This is a genomic window from Acaryochloris sp. IP29b_bin.148 (assembly GCF_028285565.1).
In the GTDB taxonomy this organism is placed as follows: Bacteria; Cyanobacteriota; Cyanobacteriia; order Thermosynechococcales; family Thermosynechococcaceae; genus Acaryochloris.
The window spans coordinates 1-23265 of the sequence record NZ_JANQOY010000056.1 but is presented as its reverse complement, the minus strand read 5'-3'; the positions used below and the strand labels follow the sequence as shown (position 1 = coordinate 23265).

General features: G+C 48.2%; 23 protein-coding genes and 1 tRNA gene. 6 read left to right on the top strand and 18 right to left on the bottom strand.

The window, feature by feature from the left end; all coding sequences use genetic code 11:
• Positions 1-32: 32 nt before the first annotated feature.
• The 6 genes from lipA to Q0986_RS05870 form a co-directional block, all read right to left on the bottom strand.
• On the bottom strand, positions 33-911 hold the full coding sequence (gene lipA, locus Q0986_RS05895) for a lipoyl synthase (protein ID WP_299405804.1): 879 nt from the start codon (positions 909-911) through the stop codon (positions 33-35).
• 60 nt (positions 912-971) lie between these two features.
• The gene (locus Q0986_RS05890; RefSeq protein WP_299405800.1) at positions 972-2111 is read right to left on the bottom strand and encodes an LptF/LptG family permease; all 1140 of its coding nucleotides are present in this window, start codon (positions 2109-2111) and stop codon (positions 972-974) included.
• 34 nt (positions 2112-2145) lie between these two features.
• Complete coding sequence (lptB, locus tag Q0986_RS05885) at positions 2146-2874, bottom strand: LPS export ABC transporter ATP-binding protein (RefSeq protein ID WP_299405796.1); 729 nt, start codon at positions 2872-2874, stop codon at positions 2146-2148.
• A 50-nt stretch (positions 2875-2924) separates the two neighbouring features.
• Positions 2925-3311 carry an LptA/OstA family protein gene (locus Q0986_RS05880; RefSeq protein WP_299405791.1) on the bottom strand — a complete coding sequence of 129 codons (387 nt, stop codon included), beginning with the start codon at positions 3309-3311 and terminating at the stop codon, positions 2925-2927.
• Positions 3312-3393: 82 nt separating this feature from the next.
• Positions 3394-3840, bottom strand: coding sequence for a DUF309 domain-containing protein (locus tag Q0986_RS05875; protein ID WP_299405787.1), 447 nt, complete (start codon positions 3838-3840; stop codon positions 3394-3396).
• Positions 3840-4202: a ferredoxin thioredoxin reductase catalytic beta subunit gene (locus Q0986_RS05870; protein WP_299405782.1), complete on the bottom strand. Its 363-nt coding sequence runs from the start codon at positions 4200-4202 to the stop codon at positions 3840-3842. Before Q0986_RS05870 ends, Q0986_RS05875 begins: the two co-directional genes overlap by 1 nt.
• A gap of 165 nt (positions 4203-4367) precedes the next feature.
• Between Q0986_RS05870 and Q0986_RS05865 the strand changes: the two genes are divergently transcribed.
• Entirely contained in the window at positions 4368-5702 is a 1335-nt protein-coding gene (locus Q0986_RS05865; RefSeq protein WP_299405779.1) for an FAD-dependent hydroxylase, read from the top strand.
• A gap of 261 nt (positions 5703-5963) precedes the next feature.
• Here Q0986_RS05865 and Q0986_RS05860 read toward each other — a convergent pair whose 3' ends face one another.
• Positions 5964-7559, bottom strand: a complete 1596-nt coding sequence (locus tag Q0986_RS05860) for a serine/threonine-protein kinase (protein ID WP_299405774.1) — start codon at positions 7557-7559, stop codon at positions 5964-5966.
• Positions 7560-8474: 915 nt separating this feature from the next.
• Between Q0986_RS05860 and Q0986_RS05855 the strand changes: the two genes are divergently transcribed.
• Positions 8475-8855 (top strand): PadR family transcriptional regulator, encoded by a 381-nt coding sequence (locus Q0986_RS05855; RefSeq protein ID WP_299405770.1) that lies wholly within the window; start codon positions 8475-8477, stop codon positions 8853-8855.
• Positions 8856-8988: 133 nt separating this feature from the next.
• On the opposite strand, the gene Q0986_RS05850 is transcribed toward Q0986_RS05855, so the two are convergent.
• Positions 8989-9076: transfer RNA gene (locus tag Q0986_RS05850), tRNA-Ser, on the bottom strand.
• A 159-nt stretch (positions 9077-9235) separates the two neighbouring features.
• Between Q0986_RS05850 and Q0986_RS05845 the strand changes: the two genes are divergently transcribed.
• From Q0986_RS05845 to Q0986_RS05835, 3 genes are all read left to right on the top strand, one after another.
• Complete coding sequence (locus tag Q0986_RS05845; protein WP_299405766.1) at positions 9236-9688, top strand: pre-16S rRNA-processing nuclease YqgF; 453 nt, start codon at positions 9236-9238, stop codon at positions 9686-9688.
• A 296-nt stretch (positions 9689-9984) separates the two neighbouring features.
• Positions 9985-10680, top strand: a complete 696-nt coding sequence (locus Q0986_RS05840; RefSeq protein WP_299405761.1) for an aldehyde oxygenase (deformylating) — start codon at positions 9985-9987, stop codon at positions 10678-10680.
• Between the two features lie 284 nt (positions 10681-10964).
• Positions 10965-11990, top strand: coding sequence for a long-chain acyl-[acyl-carrier-protein] reductase (locus Q0986_RS05835; RefSeq protein WP_299405756.1), 1026 nt, complete (start codon positions 10965-10967; stop codon positions 11988-11990).
• Positions 11991-12060: 70 nt separating this feature from the next.
• Here Q0986_RS05835 and Q0986_RS05830 read toward each other — a convergent pair whose 3' ends face one another.
• Together Q0986_RS05830 and Q0986_RS05825 are read right to left on the bottom strand one after the other, a co-directional pair.
• Positions 12061-13206, bottom strand: a complete 1146-nt coding sequence (locus tag Q0986_RS05830) for an LptF/LptG family permease (protein ID WP_299405752.1) — start codon at positions 13204-13206, stop codon at positions 12061-12063.
• Positions 13187-14251, bottom strand: coding sequence for a hypothetical protein (locus tag Q0986_RS05825; protein ID WP_299405747.1), 1065 nt, complete (start codon positions 14249-14251; stop codon positions 13187-13189). The genes Q0986_RS05830 and Q0986_RS05825 overlap by 20 nt, the downstream gene beginning before the upstream one ends.
• A gap of 144 nt (positions 14252-14395) precedes the next feature.
• Here Q0986_RS05825 and Q0986_RS05820 point away from each other — a divergent pair, with 144 nt between their 5' ends.
• Entirely contained in the window at positions 14396-14926 is a 531-nt protein-coding gene (locus Q0986_RS05820) for a zinc ribbon domain-containing protein (protein WP_299405743.1), read from the top strand.
• Between the two features lie 315 nt (positions 14927-15241).
• Here Q0986_RS05820 and Q0986_RS05815 read toward each other — a convergent pair whose 3' ends face one another.
• The 8 genes from Q0986_RS05815 to Q0986_RS05780 form a co-directional block, all read right to left on the bottom strand.
• On the bottom strand, positions 15242-16237 hold the full coding sequence (locus Q0986_RS05815) for an acyl-CoA desaturase (protein ID WP_299405739.1): 996 nt from the start codon (positions 16235-16237) through the stop codon (positions 15242-15244).
• A 355-nt stretch (positions 16238-16592) separates the two neighbouring features.
• Complete coding sequence (locus Q0986_RS05810) at positions 16593-17243, bottom strand: glutathione S-transferase (protein ID WP_299405736.1); 651 nt, start codon at positions 17241-17243, stop codon at positions 16593-16595.
• A gap of 5 nt (positions 17244-17248) precedes the next feature.
• Positions 17249-18181, bottom strand: coding sequence for a rhodanese-related sulfurtransferase (locus Q0986_RS05805; protein WP_299405732.1), 933 nt, complete (start codon positions 18179-18181; stop codon positions 17249-17251).
• Between the two features lie 187 nt (positions 18182-18368).
• Positions 18369-19442, bottom strand: coding sequence for a hypothetical protein (locus Q0986_RS05800; RefSeq protein WP_299405727.1), 1074 nt, complete (start codon positions 19440-19442; stop codon positions 18369-18371).
• A gap of 253 nt (positions 19443-19695) precedes the next feature.
• On the bottom strand, positions 19696-20871 hold the full coding sequence (locus tag Q0986_RS05795; RefSeq protein ID WP_299405723.1) for a beta-ketoacyl-ACP synthase: 1176 nt from the start codon (positions 20869-20871) through the stop codon (positions 19696-19698).
• 9 nt (positions 20872-20880) lie between these two features.
• Positions 20881-21351, bottom strand: a complete 471-nt coding sequence (locus tag Q0986_RS05790) for a GNAT family N-acetyltransferase (RefSeq protein WP_299405719.1) — start codon at positions 21349-21351, stop codon at positions 20881-20883.
• A 16-nt stretch (positions 21352-21367) separates the two neighbouring features.
• The gene (locus Q0986_RS05785; RefSeq protein ID WP_299405715.1) at positions 21368-22192 is read right to left on the bottom strand and encodes a peptidylprolyl isomerase; all 825 of its coding nucleotides are present in this window, start codon (positions 22190-22192) and stop codon (positions 21368-21370) included.
• A 30-nt stretch (positions 22193-22222) separates the two neighbouring features.
• Positions 22223-22786 carry a photosystem I assembly protein Ycf4 gene (locus Q0986_RS05780; protein WP_299405710.1) on the bottom strand — a complete coding sequence of 188 codons (564 nt, stop codon included), beginning with the start codon at positions 22784-22786 and terminating at the stop codon, positions 22223-22225.
• Between the last annotated feature and the right edge of the window lie 479 nt (positions 22787-23265).

Below are 23265 nucleotides of genomic sequence, written 5' to 3'. Positions count from 1 at the left end.
GTGACACTTTCTAGAGTGTCACTCCCATAACGCTACGGTCGGGAACGCGGATATTGGGTCATCAGGGCCTGTACTTGTTCGGCATGATAGGAACTGCGAGTCAGTGGGGAAGACACAATCTGCAGGAACCCCATCTGTTCTCCCAGTTTTTGCCATTTTGCAAACTGCTCAGGCGGTACAAAGGTTTGGACATCCAAGTGCTGAGCAGTGGGCTGTAAGTATTGACCAATGGTGAGAATATCGCAATCCATCTGACGCAGATCAGCCATGACCGCTTCAACTTCCGCATCGGTTTCGCCTAAGCCCACCATAATGCCGGATTTGGTATAGATCCAGGGGGCGAGTTGGCGCGATCGCATCAACACTTCCAACGTGCGCTGATAATTGCCCTGAGGGCGAACTCGTCGATAGAGACGGGGCACCGTTTCCGTATTGTGATTGATCACTTCTGGGGCAGCTTGCAGGATAGTTTCCAGAGCCTCCCAGTTCCCACACAGATCTGGAATCAGCACTTCAATGGTGGTCTGTGGCGACAGGATGCGGATCTGCTGGATACAGCGGACAAACTGCAAAGCTCCCCCATCGGGCAGATCATCTCGATTGACCGAGGTAATCACCACATGACTGAGATTCATCCGTCGTACTGCTTCAGCTAAACGCCCGGGTTCCGTCGGATCAAGGGCAACGGGCTTCTTCTCAAAGTCGATATCACAATACGGACAGGCCCGAGTACAGGCAGGTCCCATAATCAAAAATGTGGCTGTACCGTGGTGAAAGCACTCACCAATATTGGGACAGGACGCCTCTTCACAGACGGTATTTAACTTCAAATCCCGCAGGATATCTTTGACGCTACCGACCCGCTCCCATTGCGGCGCTTTTACACGTAACCAATCAGGCTTAACAACCACGACTTTGTCCAGAAATGCTCTGTCTTTACTGTAGTGGATGTTGAGGCCATGAGAGTGACGCTAGGACAGGAACTGCTTTCGCTGCGGCAGCCCCAGAAATAAGCCGAGTCCTCCCACCCCTGTCACCAGATTGGGTAACCAAGCCCCCCACCAGGGAGAGATCCAGCCTAACCGCCCACCCGCATCCGCCATAAAAATGAGCAGGTACTGACCTAAGACAAAGATTAGACTGAGGCCAAAGCCATTACTGACAGACAGTCGACGACGACGCATGCCTAAAGCACTGCCGACCCAGCCAAACACTAGCACCGTAAACGGCAAGGCAATTTTTCGGTGAATCTGAATTTCCAAGGCTCGACTTTGAGGCAGATCGCCTCGCTGACGGAGCATTGCTAGCGCCTGCTGCGCCGATGTTAGCGTCATCGTATTTGGGTTCAGCTCTGCGGCTAACATGGGCGACTGAGGGAGCTGAAGCTGCTGTTCTGCAAACGCTAAGAGAGATGGATCTTGGCCATCAGGGGCCACCGCATAGATAGTGCCGTTCTTAAAGGTCCAGAGATGTTCGGGGGCGTTCCATGTGGCTGATTCAGCTACAATCACCTGCTGTACTTGGGGGGAGGTCCAATCGATCACCGTTAACCCATACAGAGTCTGACCTTGAGCCGCTTGGGCATAAAACAAACGACGCAGGGCTTGGTTCGGGCCAACCTCTTCGTACAGAATATGCTGCTCTTGCAGCTCAAAATTTCCCTGCTGTGCGGTCTGGATCAGTAATTGCTGGACCTGAGTTTGGCTGGCAGGCACAACGCTTTCGGTCAGTATCAGCATTAGCAACATCGCTAGAAGCGCAAAGCTACCGCTAGCCCGCATTAGCCGTCCTAAGGGCAAGCCTGCCGCTTGCAACGCCATCAACTCTCCATCCGTCTGCAGTCGCGAGAAGGTCAGTAGGCAAGCTAGCAAGACTGACATCGGTATGGACAAACTGACAAAATAAGGCAGCTGGAGCGCCAAAATCGTCAGGGCAACCCCCATGGGCAACTGGGCGGCCGACACCTGACGCAATAGATCAAATAACACCGCAGCCGAGACCCCAAGCGCTGAAAAAATCCCTATCCCGCCCAAGAAGGAGGGGAGTAATTCGCGCAGCACGTAGCGATCGATCAGCGGTATCGCTTGTCCCAGTCGGCTCAATCTAGGCATCGTCAGTTCATCTCATTCACGGCTGAGGAGAACACTACTGTCGGAACCGATCGCCTAAGTAATACTGGCGAACAAGGGCATTATCATATAGCTCTGATGGTGTGCCTGCGGCGAGTATGCGACCTTCTCTGAGAATATAGGTCCGATCAGTAATGGCTAACGTCTCACGGACATTGTGATCGGTGATTAAAATACCCAAGTTGCGATCGCACAATCGGTCAATCATCCTTTGCAAATCAGCCACTGCGATCGGGTCAATCCCCGCAAAGGGCTCATCCAGGAGTAGAAATTGAGGCCCCTCTCTCCCCGTGGCCAACACTCGCGCTAGCTCCGTCCGTCGACGTTCTCCCCCCGACACCTGCATGCCCAGCGTATCGGCCACCTGTTCCAGTTGAAAATCAGCGAGTAGGTTAGCGAGTCGAGAGTACCATTGTTGACGAGGCACCCTCGACTGTTCCATCACCAGTAATAAATTATCGCGGACACTTAGATGCCTGAAGATACTGGCGTCCTGGGCCAGGTATCCGATTCCTAATCTGGCACGCTGATGCAAGGGTAGGGCCGTAATTTCTCGGCTTCCCAGCCAAACTTTCCCCTGACTCGGTTTGGTGAGTCCCGTCGCGATATGAAACGTGGTCGTTTTACCGGCCCCATTCGGTCCGAGCAACCCCACAATTTCGCCTTGATGCACAGTCAACGTCATCTGCTGCAAGACAGGACGACGCTGATAGACTTTGCTAATATCCTGCAGGAGAATCCGCAAACCTTGTCCCTACCCAGACCCAGTACGGGGGCCACATGACCCAGTGTTGCTCATTTCTGAGACGGGTAAACATTCGTTTCTACAGCCTTCGAATCATCCGCCTGGGCTTCAAACCGACCTTCATCAATCAAGTAAGTGATTTTGTCCGCTTCTAGGTTATTCCCGGCATGCTCAACCAATACATCTCCTTCTAGGAGAATACGGCGCTCTCGACTGAAATATTGGGCCTTTGTCGCCGTTGCCTTTAGCTGATGCTCTGGGTAAATGATTTGGACATTACCAGCAGCGGTGATCACACCTGTTTTCGCATTGGCCCGCTGGATATCAGCCCGCAACGTCAGAGATTGACGCTGGTTTTGAGCCTGTAGGGGATTAAGAAAAATCGCTCCTAACCCCAACAGAATAATACAAACTAAATTCACTCTTAACCTAGACATAGGGGCTCGCATTGCAAAATTGCGCATCGGTTAATTCATCTATGAATCGATGGTGCTTTGACTTCGCTGCTGTGGGTTTCCCTTATGGGCAATCCGACACCCTAGTAATTTGCGGCAACACCACCCGGGTGCGACCGATCACCATAGACTGCTGCATTGCCTGAGAGGGCTGGTTCGTCGATAAAACGAGCTGACTGAACATACTGACTTGCTCCGGTCCAGATTGCTGCAAGCATTCTAATAGGTTTGCACTTGCATCGACAAATGTCTCAACATTGACCTCCGCAAAGACGGGTTCATAGGCTTGTAATCGACCTATGCCTTCACCGAGCAAAATGACTGCACCTTGCCAATTTTTTTTGCCCAGATGGTAGCACGCCACTGAAATCTGTAAAATTCCTTGGTAAAGGCTCTTAGGAGGATCGGTTGCTTCCATCCATAGTGCCTCCAGCGTATCGTGGCAAGCATAATACTGGCCTTGGTTAAACTCCGCGACTCCTTGCCAAAATTCAGGTGGCAGGTCATCCATTAAAATTTGTCAGTTTCAGTCCGGATCTGGTCAACGGTGATTTGTTGCTGATCGCCTGCAAATGGGTTGTCGGGAGTCAGAAATAACATACAGTGGCACTCTTTGCGCTCTCGCATTGGCACACAAGGGCAGTTCCAATAGGCGGCAGCGACTTCTGCTTCTTTATCTTCGTAGTAGCGACAGGGACATAGCGGTGCCCCTAAATCATCTTTATGCTTGGCTAGACCTTCGATGACAACGGCGGTTGTGCCCAGATCTGAACAGAAGTACGTTCCCGTCCGCTGAGCATAGGTCTCAGAAAACTTACGCATGGCCTCCAGGCTTTTTTCCGTGGCTTGTTGGGCACCGCTAGCTTGTGTCATAGGATCCTTGGGGTTCAAGAGGTAAAGGGGCAGAATATCGATTTCTCTTCGCTATTTACCCTACCATCATTAACAATCCGTTTGTAGCGAGTTGAATTACACCCTTAAATCAGGCAACAATGAAGATGTATTGCAATTGTTATTGCCTGTTGAATAAGGCCCTCCATGTCCCAGGTTCATCCCCCCTCTTCCGGATCTTCCTCTACCCAGATCTCATTACGCTCCCCAGAGCAACGTCCGTCACCTGCCCCTGGATTTGATTATGATGTGGCAATTGTGGGTGGCGGCATTGTCGGGGCTACCTTGGCAGCTGCCCTCAAAGACTCTGGCCTGAAAGTCGTCATCATCGAAGCCCAACCTCAATCGATTGCAGTGGCTAAAGGCCAAGCCTATGCGCTTCATCTCAGTTCGAGTCGCATTTACGAAGGGATTGGTATCTGGGATGCGATCGCACCTCAAGTGGAATACTTTTCCCAGGTCCATCTTTCCGATGGCAACTGCCCCAGCGTAGTTAAATTTAAGCCCCGAGATCTCAAAACCCCCGTTTTAGGCTATGTGGCTGAGCATCGTGTCTTGCTCAAGGAACTTCTTCAGTTTCTGAATACCTGTGACCATGTGGAGTGGTTATGCCCAGCCCAAGTCACCGCCACCCAGTATCATCAGACCGGGGTTGAGGTTTATGTCTCCCCGACCCCAGGAACAGAGAATCGAGCGTCAGTGCCGCCAAATCCCCTACGAGTGCAGGTCTTGGTCGCTGCCGATGGGGCGCGATCGCAGACACGTCAAGCCGCAGGGATCTCAACGCAAGGTTGGGATTACTGGCAATCCTGTCTAGTGGCTACGATCGCACCGGAAAAATTTCACAATCATATTGCCTATGAACGATTCTGGCCAAGCGGTCCCTTTGCCATTTTGCCGATTGCCAACAACCAATGTCGAATCGTTTGGACGGCTCCCCATGCCCAAGCTCAAGCCCTACTAGAATTGGACGAAGACCAATTTTTAGAACGGCTCCAACAGCGCTACGGCTCCCAAATGGGCAAGCTTTCCCTCGTGGGTCGGCGATTTATTTTTCCCGCCAAATGGATGCATTCCAAACGCTACGTGGCTCACCGCCTCGCACTAATCGGGGATGCTGCTCATACCTGTCACCCTGTGGGTGGACAAGGCTTAAACCTCGGGATTCGCGATGCAGCAGCTCTTGCCCAGATCTTGCAAACGGCTGATCAACGGGGTCAAGATATTGGTGAACTTAGGACATTACAGCAATACCAACGGTGGCGTCGCCGCCAAAATTGGCTGGCCTTAGGCTTTACTGATATCCTCAATCGGGTGTTTTCTAACCGCTGGTTTTTAATCGTGCAAGGACGGCGCTTTGGGTTGCGACTATTGCAATGGATTGCCCCACTGCGGGTGATGGCATTACGATTTATGGCGGGGTTAAGTGGGCGATCGTCTCATCTGGCCCAGCCAAAATCAGTTATTTCGCCCCAGAGATAAAGATACGGCTTCAGACCCATCATAGAGACAGCAATCTTGTTGGTTGTGGCTAGGACAGGCTTTGGCCATCTGTCCGCAGACTATAGATGCTCATATTGAACTGTCCACCTGATCTTCCTCCACAGGGGCAAGAGCAAAAGTCGTTTGGGTCGCCTGTGGGAGCTATCTATTCCCAGTTTTGCTGAAGAGATGGTACACCGTAGTTGGCATCCCATCTTATTCGTCCCGCCAGCAAAGTAGAGCATCCCGATCAGCTCAACTCTAGTCTTTAAACTTTTGCCCTTGAGCATTTTCGAGCTTAATCAAAATATTAGGCTTGATTTTTTCTAGCTCCGCTTTCAGCATCTGTTTGCTGGTCATAGCCGACCCTGGCACAACAGCACCTCGGCTAATCCGCAGCCAATCCTGAAAAATTTGTTTTTGGTACGGTGCAATAGGTACCGTACAAACATTAGCCGGTTGCTCCGGATCTTCGCGGGCAAAGAAAATAAGCGGATAATACCCTTTCTGGCTTAATAATTTCACCGCTTTCTCACCCCGAGCATCCTTTAAATCTAAGTAACAGGGCAACCACTTCGGCCCCGACAGTGGATCGTAAATTGTGGTGATCCACAGCACCATGGGATGAGGATGGATCGTACACAAAAACTGGTTATAGCGCGTATTCAGTAATCGTTGACTCACCTCTGAGCGCGGCAACATCACCCATAACGCCACAGCTTCTTCCTTCTCGGTTTGCAAGAACTGAGGAAACACAATATCGGCAATCGGTTTTGTGGCAGGCCAAGACACGTTCCAGCCAGCATCTTCAATGGACCAAAATCGCTGCTGGGGATTTGGGATCGAAGGTACACGAGCCGCTTCTGAGGTTCGGACTCGATCAGACATGGTTGACTGATCCGTCTTACGCTGCTCTTGGATGACCGGTTCACCCATCGGCGAACGGCCATCATCAAGATCCTTCGCCAGCAAGGATTGCAAAATAGAAAGGATCTCAGCCATCGTTTGGGGGCGATCGCCTGGAGACTTGGCCATACAAGCCATAATCAGCTCATTAAGAGCGTCAGGAAGGCTTAAGGCCGGGGCCACTTGCGCCAAGGTTTTCGGTGCTTGAGAACGATGGGCATGATACCAACTGCCAATGGAATTGGTGGAAGCTTGAATCGGAATATGTCCGGTGAGGACCTCAAACATCGTGATACCTAAGCTATAGATATCAGAACGACTGTCTAAATCCTGACCTGCAATTTGCTCAGGAGAACAGTAGGCCAACGTGCCCATAAAAGAACCCGTTTGATTGGATTCTGTACTGTCTGACAAAAACTGAGCGATGCCAAAATCGAGCACCTTCGCTAAAGACCCCAAACTGGGATCAGAAATCACAAATGCATTGCTGGGTTTGATATCACGATGAATGACTTGACAGTGCTGACCATCAATTTTGATTCCTTGGTGTGCACATTCTAGCCCCAAGCAAATATGTCGCATTAATCGCAGAAACTGGCTAATCTCCAGAGGCTTAAAGGCAATCAAATCACTTAAGTTCCGCCCTTCCATGTATTCCATGACATAGAAGGGTGCCTCATTCCGATGAACCCCATAATCCAAAACCCTTACGATATGGAGGCTACGCTGTCCCAGTTGTGCTCCTGTTCGAGCCTCATGGGCAAACCGCATCTTCATTTTCTCGCTCAGTAAGGTCTGAGCGAGAAATTTGACCGCAACGGTAACGCCCCCCAGTAGCTGATCTTCCGCACGGTAGACCTTCCCCATCGATCCTTGACCGATCAGCTCTGCTAACCGATATCGATTAATGAGAATTTGACCTAAATTCGGGTCAGTACTGCTATCCATCATTGGATAATGGTTCTCCAACGACACAGCGGGTGGTGATCCAAAATCGGTCTATTTGTAATGTTGCGCTTACTTATCAATGGTAATTCTTAACGATGACCAATATTCCACAGTTTGCCCAGTCTTCTTTGAGGGCGAGCAGCGCTTTCCCTTTGCCAAAAATCATCCGAGCCTATACTTCTCATCAAGGCATCTTTGTTGACCGACTTCCAGTCAATAACCATAGAATCTTTAGGAACAGAACTTCATTAGTACAACAATCTTAACTTAATCTGTTGGGGGCATTCTCCATAACCCACAAATCTGCATCCAATAAGGCTAACGCCTGCTATGAGCAGGGCAATATTTATTTTAGTTCACAAGAGAAACTATAAAATTCAGGTAAATTCAATTTTAAGAAACAAAATTGGGAATTATAATCTCTAGTGTTAGCTCGAATGTAAGGGTAAATCAGTCTAGCTGTGTTATTAACATCTATTTTGAGTCGCAAGCAACTAGACTAACGTATAGATAAAGCTATGTTGTACTGATGCACTGAACAATTGATCTAAACATCAAGTTCATTAGGTAAACCGGGGGGATTATCTGCAAATTATTATTTTTTACCACCAATATCACCAGCTTTAAGCATTTGAGAGCCGTAAAATTTCTGGGTTCTGTTTTGTGCCTCAAAGCCTTAGCCTCTGGTGTCTTGCGCGTATTTACGATCGTGTAAGGCATTGAGGGAATAGGTGCTGCGAACGTTTTATCTCATGCTCTGAATTTTAGCCATGATGATGGCGAACTTAGATTGCTGTGAGATGCCTAGTGCAGAATGAAACCTTTTAGAGGATTTTAGCTGGCTTGCGGGAGGCGTGTGGCAACACTCTGTTGCGGAACGTTCCCGTTTTTATTCACCTTATTTGCAAGTGACAGCCCATGAAATTTCAAGATATTTATCGATACTTTCAAGAACCACCACCTATTTATCTCAGCAAGGAAGTTGCTGTTTGCTATGTCTTATCCGTTTTGATTGAACAGGGTGACTCATATGGCACAGCTTTAATTCAACTGGTAGAAACCAAACATCCGCTTTATCGCCTCTCCGATACTGTTCTCTATAGTGCTCTCAAATTTCTAGAAGATGAGGGTGTCATTCGTGGGTATTGGCAAAAAGTTGAAGGTCGGGGTCGTCCACGGCGAATGTATGAAGTTGCATCAGAAAAGTCAGAAGAGGCTCAAAAACTAGGTCGCTTTTGGCATAAATATCTTGGAGAGAAGCAATTGGTTTCAGGTGTTCAAGAAGTTCGTTCAAGCTAAGTAAAATTTAGAACAAGCTATAGATAGCAAAACGACATTATCGCTTAGCGATAATGTCGTTTTTTGAATTTGATTCAAGTGGCATAAATCCCGTGATTGGGAATCAGCCTTTCGCCGATCGGACATTGACTAACGGAGAGGAGAGGATTCGAACCTCCGGAACCCGTAAGGGTTCATCTGATTTCAAGTCAGACGCAATCGACCAACTCTGCCACCTCTCCAAATTGATTGGGATTAGACTTTAATCAAAGTCCAAGGTTTATCTTAACTCACACTGCTCTCATCCTTGACGTCTGTTCCACCGTTCTAGCGAGATCTCTCAACTTTAGTCCTTAATAAATGCTGTCAACCTTCAGTGGCTAGAGCCTATGATGGGAGGCATGTCTGATCAATCCCACGAAGTTAGGCACCAACCGATGATCCTCGGTTTCGATCCTGGACGGCATAAGTGTGGTTTAGCTGTGATGGAGGTGAATCGTATCGTTCACTGGCATCATGTTGTGGCAGCATCACAGGTGATTGAGTCTATTAATCAATTATGCGAAACTTATCCAATATTTTTATTGGTGATGGGGAATCAAACCACGTCTAAGGAATGGTATCACAAGTGCCAGAGCCTGCTGACACCAAGCCTTCAAATCCAAAAAGTAGATGAGCGCTACAGTACCTTGGCGGCCCGCACGAAGTACTGGCAAATGTTCCCTCCTCAGGGGATTAACCGTCTTATCCCCCAAAGTTTACGCACCATTCACCGTCCCATAGATGATATCGTGGCCATCATTTTAGTTGAGCGATATCTAGAGCAGTATGAGGTTGAGGCTATTTCCAATTAGGGAATAGGATGTCATGAGGGGCGTCATGGAGGATTGAAATGGAGTGTTCCTTAAGTCCTGGCCCCATAACATCGCCAACTCAATACTGCATGACGCTTATCTTGGTTTCGGATAACACACCAAGACCGCTAAATCTGAGCAAATTTACTTAGGATTAGTATAATCAGGTAAACGAAAAGAACAAGTGCTCGTTGGAGTAGACTGGGAAAGACTTGAAATTGTACTTTTTATAAATTCAAAATTACGATCATTGCTGACGCAGTACACAAAGGAATGGATCAGGAGATTAGTTAGATATGCCCCAAACTCAGGCTATTGCGGAAATTGACTTTTACAGTGACACCTATAAAGATGCTTACAGCCGTATCGACGGCATTGTGATTGAAGGTGAGCAAGAGGCTCACGAGAACTATATTCGTCTTGGGGAAATGCTGCCCGAGCATCAAGATGATTTTATCCGCCTATCTAAAATGGAAGCCCGCCATAAGAAAGGGTTTGAAGCCTGTGGCCGCAATTTAAATGTGACCTGTGACTTGGAGTTTGCCCGTCAGTTTTTTGCCGGCTTACACCAGAATTTCCAAGCTGCTGCTGCTGAGGATAAGGTTGCAACCTGTTTAGTGATTCAGTCATTAATTATTGAGTGTTTTGCGATCGCAGCCTATAACATCTATATTCCTGTCGCTGACGACTTTGCTCGCAAGATTACCGAATCCGTAGTCAAGGATGAGTATAAGCACTTGAACTATGGCGAAGAGTGGTTAAAAGCACATTTTGATGACGTCAAAGCAGAAATCCAAGAGGCCAATCGTCAAAACCTCCCCATTGTTTGGAGAATGCTAAACGAAGTGGATGGAGATGCGGCTGTCTTGGGGATGGAAAAAGAAGCATTAGTGGAAGACTTTATGATCCAGTACGGTGAAGCACTGAGCAATATTGGATTTTCCACAGCAGAAATTATGCGGATGTCTGCCTATGGGCTTGTAGCTGCCTAAATGCACTACACCTTAGCCTGGGGACATTACGGTAGCTCCCTCTGGCCATGGAAAAAAGGAGGGCCAAGTCTGTGAACTTGGCCCTCCCTTGTGTTTAGTGATTGACCGTGTGAACATCCCCATTCAGACTTGCTCTACTGAATTCAAATGCTTTTGCTGGTACGAAATAACGGTTTGCTGTAATATTAAGTAACATTGTTGCGCACTGTTGCAACCGTCTTTTATTAACACATTCACAGTAAGCCCACTGGCAATCGTCACGCTTGCTCCTTTCTACAAAATATATGTTTGGTCTAATTGGTCATCTAACCAGCTTGCAGCATGCTCAATCCGTTGCCCGAGATTTAGGATATCCAGAGTATGCGGACCAGGGGTTAGATTTTTGGTGTATGGCGCCCCCACAAATAGTGGATGACATCACAGTTACAAGTATTACGGGGCAAACGATTTACGGTAAATATGTCGAGTCCTGTTTCTTGCCGGAGATGCTAGCCTCTCAGCGAATCAAGGCAGCGACCCGTAAAATTGTGAACGCCATGGCCCATGCTCAGAAAAATGGGATTAACATCACAGCGCTTGGTGGTTTCTCGTCGATTATTTTTGAGAACTTTAATCTACAGCGGATTACCCGCATTCGAAATATTCAACTCGACTTACAGCGCTTCACCACAGGCAATACGCATACGGCCTATATTATTTGCCGCCAGGTCGAACAAGGCGCTCAACAACTCGGCATTGACCTTAACAAAGCAACCGTCGCAGTTTGTGGCGCCACGGGCGATATCGGTAGTGCGGTCTGCCGCTGGCTCGATGCCCGCACAGATACAGCCGAATTACTATTGGTTGCCCGCCATCAAGGTCGTCTAGAGACCTTACAGTCTGAGCTGGGTCGAGGCAAAATCCTGTCGATTGAAGAAGCCTTACCGCTGGCCGATATTGTCGTTTGGGTTGCGAGTATGCCCAAAGGCATCGACATAGAGGTCGAAAAATTAAAGCATCCTTGCCTGATGATTGACGGCGGATATCCCAAGAATTTAGGCACAAAAATCCAGCATCCTGATATTCATATCCTCAACGGTGGCATTGTTGAGCATTCTCTGGATATTGATTGGAAGATCATGCATATTGTCAATATGAATATCCCGAATCGTCAGCTGTTTGCCTGCTTTGCGGAATCGATGCTGCTTGAATTTGAGCAGCTCCATACTAATTTCTCCTGGGGCCGCAATGAAATAACGGTTGCCAAGATGGAAAAAATTGGTGAAATATCTCTCAAACATGGCTTTAAACCTTTAGCTCTCGCCATCTAACCTCGTTGCGGGTATTCATTCATGGGTCAGTCGTATTGCTGGCTGCCCCCAGGCTGGTGTTACAGGGTATTCAGTCAACAGTACTGTAACGGTTGTTTTGGCGTAGTAAGATCACCCCAATCATCATGAGAACAACAATCGGCAACCAGCTTGCAAAGCTGGCTGGCCAGATACCCGTGTTTCCTAGTGTTTGACAGATAAACGAAAAGGTATAGTAAGCAAAAATTAGCAGACTGCTACCCCCAAAACCCAAGGATTGCGTTTGACTGGCACGGCACCCCAGTGCTGAACCAATCAGCGTAAATCCTACGCTAATCCAGGGGAAAGCCATCAAAGAATGCCAGCGAACTTGGAGTCTTTGCAGCGTTCGCATGCTCCCCGACTGTTGGAGATGTCGTATCAGCGCCCTCGTTTCCTGAAGGCTAACGGGTTGACTGGTGACCTCAGCTAATTCCTGTGGACTGGCAGCTCGAAAGGGGTGCTGCTCGAAGGAAACAATTTGTTGGTATCCCCCCGATATCGGATCGATCGTGTAGCAAGTGCCCTGTAATAAGGTCCATTGCTGTAGGGAGCGGTCCCAAATCGCTTGCTGAGCTAGCCAAATATAACGGATATGACGATCTTGAAATTGCAAAATCGTTAATTGATGGAGGGCCGAACCATCAAAGGTACGGGCATAGAACAGCTGAGTCAATTGCTGTTGCTGATAGGTTCGATGCACGATGTTTTGAGTCGGAATCGCAGCCATCTGCTGGACGGGAACCTGGGCCAGCAAGCGATTAGCCATTGCGGTCGTCGGTGGAACAATCGCTTCATTGATGGCAAGTATGCACGCCGCCACTATTAGGCTAAAGCATAGAACGGGTCGGACAATACGATACAGGCTGGTTCCACAGGCTCTAAGGGCCATCAGTTCGTTTCTTTTTGCCAATTGGCTATAGGTCAGCAGCGGGGCCAGGAGCATCGACATCGGTAAGGCCAACACGATAAAGCGAGGGAGCTGCAATCCTAATACCCACAATGCCTCGGAACGAGCTAAGGTTCTCTCCGTTAAACGCCGAAGCACATCAAACAAAGTACCTATACTGAAGCCAATGGATGTAAAAGCACCCAACGCAAAGACCCAAGGCATCCAGAAGGCTCGCAGAATAAAGCTATCTAGATAAGTCCAGAATCCGGTTAATGATCTTAGCTGCTTAATCGGAGCCAGAGGCATGTGGTTCGGATAGTACCTGGATACTAATCATCTCAGACGGCTTGGAGCCCGAAGCGCTGAGTTCGACTTCTAGAACATCGCTATATAGTCGCTCTAATGCCTGTAATAGCGATTGTAGATGAGGGGTACTGGCTCCAGAAGCGTTATGTAGTTTATCCGTCAATCTCCGCAGCCGTCGCCAAGTGGTATAGAGTTTAGCCACCATATGTTCGAGTTGCGAAGCCTGATTGACCAAGTCTGCGGTGATATTCAGACAGCCTAATCGCAATGCTTCCTCTAGGCTAGATTCTAAATCGATTGATTGTTCGTTGAGGGCTTGGACATTGTTAAAGGCCTCTAAATATTTCGCCAGTTGCTTGGCTTCAGCCGTGGCTTGTTTCAGAGTATCCAGATCAGGACTCGCGGCCAATTCGGACTGAATGGTGTTCTGATGCGCCTCTGGTAATTTTTCCAGCTCTTTTACTAAGGGCGCTACATGACGAATCGGAATCGTGTGGTTGGCGGCCTTCGTTTTTATTTCAGCTGGGACTAAATCGGAGGTCATTGTGGTCCACTCATCTGAAAGTTGTTGCACTTCGCGGGTGGTGATCCGCTCCCCTTGCCGGGCCGTTTCACTTACGAGTTCTTGAACTTCGGGGGCGGACTGAGCGGTTTTAACGAAGGCTCGCTTACTAAAGTTATTGATGGAGGTGGGTTCTAGGTGTCCAGCCTCTAGAAGAGTATCCGCACTATTAGCGAGTTCTATCCAGCTATAGGCTTGGCTTTTACTAATTTCGTTATTTTGGAGCCAGTTGAGGAAACCACCGCCTCGACCTTCGCCGGTTTGTTTTTCGCGATCGCGAATGGCTCGCAAAATTCGCCCCCGCCAAATATCGGTCTGTAAATCAAAGCGATCGCACACCTCCCATGCTGCGCCCACCTGTTGCTGAAACTCAAATTCAGAGATTCCTTCGTCTTCTGGGTCAGGGACTTGTAGGGTAAATTCTTCATGACTGATCTGTACGGATGTCTCTTGTACATCCTCTGATTTAGAGCGCTTGGCCATAACCACCCCTACTGTATTGCCGACTTATTATGCCATGAGTCACCCCAACCAAATTTCTGTTAAGAACCCCATAGAAGCAGGACAGTCTTGTGCCCATCCCTTCACAATAGAGAAGAGTGCATTTTATTTTAGGAGCCATTGAGTATGGCATACATGGGTGAGCTAGGGGCCGGCTCCAGCATCTATATTGATAACCAGAATAGTCAAACCATTGTGACATCGATTGCCTCATCTCCAGGGCAACAACAACAAGCAAGTCATAGCTTTACCACGGGGCACTGGACAACCTCTCCTGAGCTGTTTCGTAGCCCTCAAGGTGCCATAATCAAGCTGGGAACCGCTCAAGGGAACTATTATCTCCAAGTGCAAGGTAACCGCATCGTTCAAACGGCCACCATTCCACCTCAACAGATCTTAGAGTCAATCCCTTTACAGCAGGTGGTTCAACCGCCAACCACTCCCATACCCCCGATGCCACCCATGCCATCCCTGGAGATGGATAATCTGTTTATGAATGTACAACCCATGCAAATGCGGATGGGAAATATGCATATGAGTGTGGGCACCGCCTCAACAGCGACCTATACGACCAAAGGAAACTTTTGTAGTCAGTGCGGCGCAGCAACTGCTGCAGCTGATAAATTCTGTGCAAACTGCGGTCATCGCCTCCACTAAATCAGAACCTGAATTAGCCGGATGGCTTAGCGATTGGACCAGATGGGTATGTTTATGGAACGGTCAACCAACTCCACAAATCACCACCCTTAAATGGGGATGGCAATGATGCACTCATCAAAACGACATTTTCCTGCCGACCATTACAAGTCAGCAGGAAAATGGGTATCGTTGACGCAGTCGCTTAGGCCAATTAACTGACGTTGAGCTTCATGAACTGGAATGATGGGGAAGTCGGCTCTTTTATATGCTGGCTAGCTTAGGCTATCTGGGTCTCTCATCTCTCAGCTACCTTGAAGAGTATTGATAACACAATCAGGACGTTGTTGCTTGGGAGTAACTCACCTCTTCTTCACCAATCGCCATCAACCTCAGCCATCTGTAGTTAGAAGCAATAGCTTCTGCAAAGGTTGGGTACACCATGTAGTTGACACCAAATTCCTGGCAAACTTCAGCCACGATTGGAGCAATTTTGGGATAGTGAATATGACAGATCTGAGGAAATAAGTGATGTACAGCTTGGTAGTTGAGTCCACCCACATACCAATTTAGGAAAGGATTGCGGGGGGCAAAATCTGCAGTTGTCCTGAGCTGAAAAATCGCCCATTCATCTTCAATTTGGTTCGATTCTGGATCCGGCTTAGGGAATTCTATGCCCTCCATGACATGGGCCAACATAAAAATCTCACAGACAATGGCCCCATAAGTCCAATAGGCGATACAAAAACCCAGTACGATCTGTAAGGGAGAGTAACCCACCAAATAAGGGGTGACCATAAAGAACGACACACCAATGATTCGTCCTACCCAAAAGGTGACGTAATCAATGGGTTGCCTGGTTGGAAGCGTATTGGTTTGATAGGGGGTATTGCGGATAAACCGTTGAATATCCCTGAAATACCAATAAATAGGGATAAAGGGATAAATAAACCAAATCCAATAGTGCTGCCATCGATGGTGAGGTTGATGGTCTGTATGGGGCGACATACGAACGACGCCGTCTCCCTCGATTTCGTTGTCGTATCCTTCAATATTGGTATAGATGTGATGGAGCTGATTATGGCGAAATTTCCATAAAAAGCTAGAGACGCCAATGACGTCGTAACAACTGCCAACAATCCGATTGACCAGAGGACTCGACGAGTAGCCACCATGATTGGCGTCATGGCCAACGCTCATGCCGAAGCCAGCCACTCCCATTCCTAAGGCCACACAACCCAATATCTTGATGACAAGATTGGGTGGCCCAAAGAGGATGATGCTCCAAGCGCTCAGCGTCCAAGTGGCAATCACTAGCGTCTTGAAATACATCGCTGGATTATCCCGAGGCCTGATATTATTTGTGGCGAAATATTCGTTAACCCGTCGGCTCAATTCCTTCCTAAACCCGACGTTCCTGGCAAAGGTAACTTGTGGATTTGTCAATTTCGATACCTGTTTAGTTGATCGAATTCTATATCTAAACCTTGCCCTTAAATGAGAAACATTAGATTTCAGATAGTTATCTTAATCAAACAATGATGGAACGTTGGCCAGCACTACAGTAAATCAGGAAATACTGAGAACTGTGAAAAGTTGTATATCGACCTCCAAAAAGTCGCCATTCAAGGATATGCGAGCTTTTTTGTTACCTCATTAAGACTCAACGTTGATCGAGATGACGAGATTAGGGGCCTGGGAACAAAGGACCCACTTCACCGGATTTCCACTGCGGGTACTTGCCCATAATTTGCTGAAAGAGGTCGGATTCTAAAAATTCTGCTAACCAAGCTTGTAGCTTGGGCCAAGGTTGGGCGTCAAACCAAGGTCGATCGGTATTGGCAAATTGGCGAACAAATGGGGCTATCGCCATATCTGCCCAGGATCTGTGCTGATCACAGAGATAAGGTGTTTCGCCCAGTTGATAATTCAACGTTTCCAAAAATTTGGCCCCCTCAGCCCGATGTTCTTGGGCATTGGTGTTTTCGTAGCGTTGGGCGTACTTGTAGCGGTCTAGGTGATGCTTAAAATGACCATCACATGCCGCCACTAAAGCTTGCAGATGTGCCATTTGTCCTGAATCGGCTCGAAGCCATACCTCAGAATCCTGTTTCTTAAGCGCCCACATCATAATTTCTAGGCTTTCTTCCAAGATGGAACCGTCCACCTGAACCAGGACAGGAACCGTTCCTTTAGGGGAAATATCCAGCATCTCCTGGGGCTTGTCTCGCAACACCACTTCCCGAAGTTCACAGACCTGTTGGCTAACGGTCAAAGCCAGTCGCGCCCGCATGGCATAGGGACAGCGACGAAAGGAATACAAGATAGGATATGCCATGGAAATTAGCCGGGTTGATGACGGGCATATTTTGCCCCGATGTGGACTTGATTGCGTTGCTTAGCCAACTCGATCTGCCGCTGACGTTCAGCAAATCGTCGTTGTTGCTCTTCTGTTTTGGTGCCATAGCAATGGGGACAGCTTTGGCCAGGCACATAGTGCTTCGACTTCATATCCTCGGGACTAATGGGCGTGCGACAGGCTCGACACAGCTGATATCGTCCCGGCTTAAGGCCATGGCCGACGGCAACCCGCTCATCAAAGACAAAGCAATCCCCTTGCCACAGACTTTCATCTTCTGGCACCTTCTCTAGGTAGCTGAGAATGCCCCCCTGCAGGTGAAAAACGTCTTCAAATCCTTCATGTCGCAATAAAGCAGTTGACTTTTCACAGCGAATACCGCCCGTACAGAACATGGCAACTTTCGGCTTATTCTGCAATTCAGCCTGTTCCTGGAGCCATTCGGGCAACTCAGAAAAACTTTTAGTGTTGGGATTGATGGCGCCTTTAAACGTGCCAATGGCTACTTCATAGTCGTTGCGCACATCAATAACCACCACATCTGGATCGGCGAGTAGCTGGTTCCAGTCTTCTGGCTTCACGTATTCGCCAACAGTTTGGGTGGGGTCAATGTCTGGCACTCCCATTTTGATAATTTCTTTTTTTAGTCGGACCTTCATGCGATAAAAGGGCCGGTTCTCAGACCAAGATTCTTTTGGTGCTAAATCTGCAAAGCGTGGATCTTCACGCAAAAAATTGAGGACCGCATGGATATTGTGGGGGAGACCTGCGATCGCACCATTGATTCCTTCATGGGCCAGCAGAATCGTTCCTTGAACCTGGTGCTCCTCACAATAGGCGAAAAGGGGAGCTTTTAACTCAGCAAAGTCAGGGAGCGAAACAAACTTATAAAAGGCAACCGTTAGAAAATTAGGCATCAATAACGCTTTAGAAACTGTAAAGTTGCGTCACCTGGGCCATCCCCTTACAGATTCAGGGGTTCCCCATGACTGCCTACTATGTTAAGCCACACCCTTACCTCCCGGATGCAGAAACTTTATTGGTAGAGATGACAACCTGGAGCGGCTCGTCCAGCCATGACAAATAAGTCTCCAGAATACCTGCTTAGAAGGGTTGTCCTGCGGTAACGGAGCGGAGTTGGTTACCTTGCTTCAAAACGCTTTGCTCACCATCAAATTCCACAAAGGTTGCTCCCGTTTCATCAATGGCTTCGCCAAGCTTGACATGACGAGTCGAGCCGTTGATCGACACCATAAACACAGGCTGATCGCCCAGATTCGTTCCTCCCAGAAACTTTCGTTCGCCGTTACTGGGGGGTGTCATCGGCAAAGGCTTCACCGCTGGCAATGTCTCTTCCTTCTCTGTGCTGGTCACCGCAGCAATGACTGGCGTCTCAGCAGGAGGGGTGAGAGGCTTTACATTTAACTTGGGGACCGGAACATCTGCAACGGGGACATAAACTCGCTCCACGTTGTTTGGAGCCGCTTTAGGACTTGGGTTAGCCACACTAACCTTGGGGGTATTCGGCAAATTGGGTAACCCTACCTGAGCCGGAGGACGAGCCGCCTGGGATGCAGCCGCTAGCTTCTCAGCTTTTGTTTCTTGATTGATACGGTCAAGGGATTGGGTAACGTAATCAGCAAAGGCAACCGTTTCTGGCGATACCTCTGGCAACGCAACGCTTGGAGGAGGGACCGCTGCCATACTTGAGGCATGTTGCAGGCGAAGCTGTCGCCCCATCCAAAACATACTCAGACCCGCTAGCGAAACACAGATTGTTGAGAAGAATAAGCGCCTTCCCATACCTGTAGAGCCTGTAGGCTCACCCGTTAGCAACTCTAAGCTTAAAGAAGTCTCAGCTTGTTGTCGTAGCGCTAAGGTTGAATCCATGGGTGTGTAAGGCACCAACAAATCATCCTCATGCTGCGGTCGAGACTGACGCCGAGTTAAAAAATGTCCATGTGATACGTCCAGCAGTGCCCCTGCGGGTGACCGAACCTCCGTGGAGAGCGCCAAACTATCCACATCTGAGGGATCCTCAAGATGAGCTTCTAGATCATGGAATAACTCATCCATTAACTCATCAGCCCCCTGCCTAACCTGAGACGAAGGTGGCATCTCCGATACGGTCATCTGATTGGCCTCTACCTTAGGGTTAATGATGGCTTCCTCGAACATAGCGTTTCAAAACAATCGAAATTTACTGCAAACAGTTCAAATAGCTTCGCAAGTTTTAGTGTGACTAGAAAGACATCACAAGGGATGACTGTCTAGGACTTGATCCAATAGCTTGCCTCCAGTGTGCCCAAATCTTGACAGAAGCGATCCTTTATTTCTTCCCAACCAACCATATCTCTTAGAGAGCCCAGTACCCAAATCTCAACATAGAAACCTATTAAGGTTGAAAGCCCGCATCTATAATTTTCAATTTTCAGCCTGCATCACGCCTAGCAGCCAAGGCTAATACGGTATTCTGCCCACCAAAACCAGAACTGAAACATAAAACAGCCTGACTATTGCAGGCTAAGGGTTCCCTGACAAAATTCAGATCAAAGGCTGGATGTTGTAAACCCACGCAAGGCGGTAGAACTTGCCGGGACAAGGACAACAAGCAAAAGACGGATCCCATTGCTGCTGAAGCACCAAGGGTATGCCCCGTAGCCCCCTTCGTCGAACTTACAGCAACGTCAGGCGGGAATAATTTCTGAATGACTAAAGCTTCTGCTCGATCATTTAACTGAGTTGCAGTTCCATGGGCATGAATATAGCCAATATCTTCACGTCTTAAACCACTGCGCTGGAGGCAATCTTGAACCGCAACCATTGCCCAGCGCCTACTGTCTTCAGGGGCACTCATATGGTAAGCATCAACCGTTAACCCCATCCCTAACACTCGACCATATATTTTGGCATGGCGCTGGTGAGCCAGAGATTCCGCTTCCAAGACCAAAATGGCAGCCCCTTCCCCGAGAACAAACCCTTCTCGTTCCCGATCAAAAGGATAAGCTCCTGAGGTTGCCATTGCTCCCATCTTTCGAAAGCCTGCCAGCGTTAGCCGGGTCACGGGTGCTTCCACCGCACCAACGACGACCCGGGAACAATAGCCACCCCGAATCAGTTCGGCCCCTTGCGCAATTGCCCATATACCAGTTGCACAGGCAGCCCGTGGCGCTAAAACAGGCCCTTGTGCAGAAATCGCTTGTGCCACAACAGTGGAAGGCGACTCCCCATAGATATGGACCATCTGATCTGGCGTCACCAGTAACGAACCTTCAGGGAGCGACGCCTGTGTTGGACGGTAACGGTTGAGCGCCTGGTCTTCCCATTGACCTTGGAAGCCTCGGCTTGAACCAATCACGACACCGCACGATTCTATCGGAGGAGATAGACCTGCATCTTTGACAGCATCCAAAACAGCAGGCTTGAGCAAGTCTTCAAGACAACTGGGCTGAGCCCCCACCAGGGCCAAGGGCTGGGCAGGAATTTCGGCAAACGGTTGATACAGCCTGATCCCAGATTCGCCCGAGAGCAGTCGTTGCCAAGTCCTATCTAAATTAAGCCCTAAAGCAGAGACCAACCCCATACCCGTCACAACAACCTCAGTCATAGGGCGAGCTTACAAGGATTTTTCAAGCCACAGCTGCCGACCGCCCTGCCATCGCCAGGGTTGGCAACTAAATCCTTGGCGGATATAGAGATTTTTGGCAATTATATTTTTCTCATTCGTGTTCAACGCAATCAGTCGACATTGACGTTGACGAGCTTGTTCAATTGAAGCAGACAGCAACTGAGAACCCAATTTTTGTCTTCGCACCTCAGGTTGAACGTATAGATCTTCAAGCTTTGCTTCTAAGCCCAGAGACCATAAGGAATAGAAATACCGTATTTGCGTGTAAGCCAAGCCAGTCCCACCAGTATCCGTTGCCAGCATAAAATCGCACATCGGATCCTTCAGCAGCCTTTCCAAAGCCACCTGCAGAGGGTCTGAGTTGGATATTGGCACCTGTAAATGTTCATGAAATGCGATCAGTAACGCTAGCAGAGCGTCCAAGTCATCAAAACTGGCACGCCGAACTATCCTACCCATAGGGCATCCGTACAACTTATCGCTTCAGATTTTCGATTCCTGCCGTAACTTTTGCTGATTCTATGCGATCGCCCTGCTGAATCTGATCAACCACTTCCATCCCTTCAGTCACAGAACCAAAGACAGCATAATTCCCATCTAAGAAATCCACATCAGCAAGGGCAAAATAGAACTGAGCAGAAGCAGAATCAGGCGGTTGAGAACGGGCCATCGCCACAGCGCCCCGAGTATGTTTTAACTTCGGTGACGTGCTTACTTTTGCAGATTGGAAAGTTTTACTATAAATCGCCTGCTCGGCACCTTCAGGCAAAATCTCTAAAGGAATGTATCGAGGTTTCTTCGTTTCGGGATCAACATAACTGCCAGTACCCAAGCGTTGTACAGGAAAGCTGGGATCCTTACTTTGCGGATCTCCGCCTTGAACCACAAAAGGAGATGGCTGACGTACTACACGGTGAAAGGCAGTGTCGTCATAGACCCCTTTATCAACCAAATCAACGAAATTACCCGCAGTAACGGGCGCATCTTTACCTTTGATGGCTAAGGTGATCGTCTGTCCCTTCACCCGCAACACAACGGTTGCATCCCCTTGTAGCTGAGGAAGCTTAGCGAGAGGTGCAGTAGACTCTGTTCCAGGAATAGGAGAACGCTCAGACTCTGATATTTTTTCAGAAGCATCTTTTTTAGACGGACTAGTTGGCTGAGAAGAATCAGCAGAAGAAGAACTAGTCTCAGATACACTTGAGGAGTCGGAAGGCGCGCTACAAGCCATCAACAGTAGCACCAGCACTATTACCCACAAGGGTTTAAAAAAAGCAAAGAACTTAGTTAAGTGCGTCATAAAAAAACTGCCTAGAATACTGCTCGGAAATTACAACCCTTCCATCGGCACACCCAGAAAGCGAGCAATTTCAGCCGCCTGGTTCTCAATCGTGGAAAGGGGAAGGGGTTGTCCAGCCCGAGTCAGGGGAATATCATTTCGCCCCTTAATTCGGAGATAGATGATTCGTTGGGGATTTAACCCTTCCCGAATCTTGACCTGTACAGACTGGATAGTTTCTAAGGGATACGTCTGCTCAATCTTTCTATTTTTACCTGGGCGCCCCCAGCGAAATAACCGAAACTGACCAACATCCTGATTGAATTCATTAAATCCAGCCCCCACATTCCAACTGATAGTCAACCATAAATAAATGGCTAGCAGCAGCCCACAGGTTCCATAGAAGCTAAGTGCAATGCCTTGAGGGATAAAAAGAAGATCCACTGCATTACCCGTTGGCAGCAAATCGACTTTAAAATAGCTCGACAGACCAGCCAAGAAGAAACCAACACCACCAATGGAGACCATTGTGGCAATTAAATAATTGCTAAACCTGCGAGTACCAACGACTTCGTAACGCAAGGTTGGCTTGTCTAATATCTTTTGTGTGGTCATGACCCGATTAAGTACTTGAGATTACGATGGATGACGATCAATGCTGATATATGAGTATAAGCTGCCCAGCCCATCAGTGATGAGTTTGCAATTTATCCTTCCCAGCCCAAATTTTCAATCCTATCGAAGAACTTCACCACTAGTGCTCTCAATCACCTAATGGCACACGCTTTACATTTTGTAAGGACTTTATCAACATAGTCCGAGAATCGTTAATGTGTGAAGTTTTATTGCAGCAAACTCAAATAACTTTATTTCTTTTAAGGCAGAGTGACCTACCAGTCACAATTTGTATCAAACCCTAAAAAGTCTTTGGTTGAGGTCTGTAAAGTTCCAGCATCAAAATGATGCTCAGAGTTGCTAAACCGCTATGGATCTGTCTTTGTAGCCGCTACATTTTCTGGCAAATCTCTGTTACATTTAGTGAATGATCTCTATAACATTTGGTTATGAAGAGGTGTAGGTTGAGGTTCTAGGGC